A 300-nucleotide genomic window follows, 5' to 3' on the forward strand; every position below is an offset into this window, starting at 1 on the left:
TACAGATACATCGCCAGATCCATCTGGGTCCGTAATCGTATTGCTCTTCACGATACCCATGCTTGGTGTCGCTACTGGGATACTGTTGGTATCCGTTACATCTGGGGCCTGATCACTACTTCCTGTAGCAATGTTCGTAATGGTCGTACCTAAGTCACCTGCCTGGATCGTATACGTAAGCGTACCACTCTCACTGTCACCAGCGGCTAGCACTGCTACGCCATCACCTGCTACATCACTTAAGATCACGGCACCTAAAATATCATCAACCACAGCTACACCTGTCAGCGTTGCTGTACC

General features: G+C 49.7%; 1 protein-coding gene. It reads right to left on the bottom strand.

Annotation, left to right across the window (positions count from 1 at the left end; translation table 11 throughout):
- The coding region (locus AC1EU5_RS16035; protein ID WP_480193429.1) for a hypothetical protein at positions 1–300 on the bottom strand (300 nt) is incomplete at both ends.

This window comes from Maritimimonas sp. 2405UD52-3 (genome assembly GCF_056591715.1).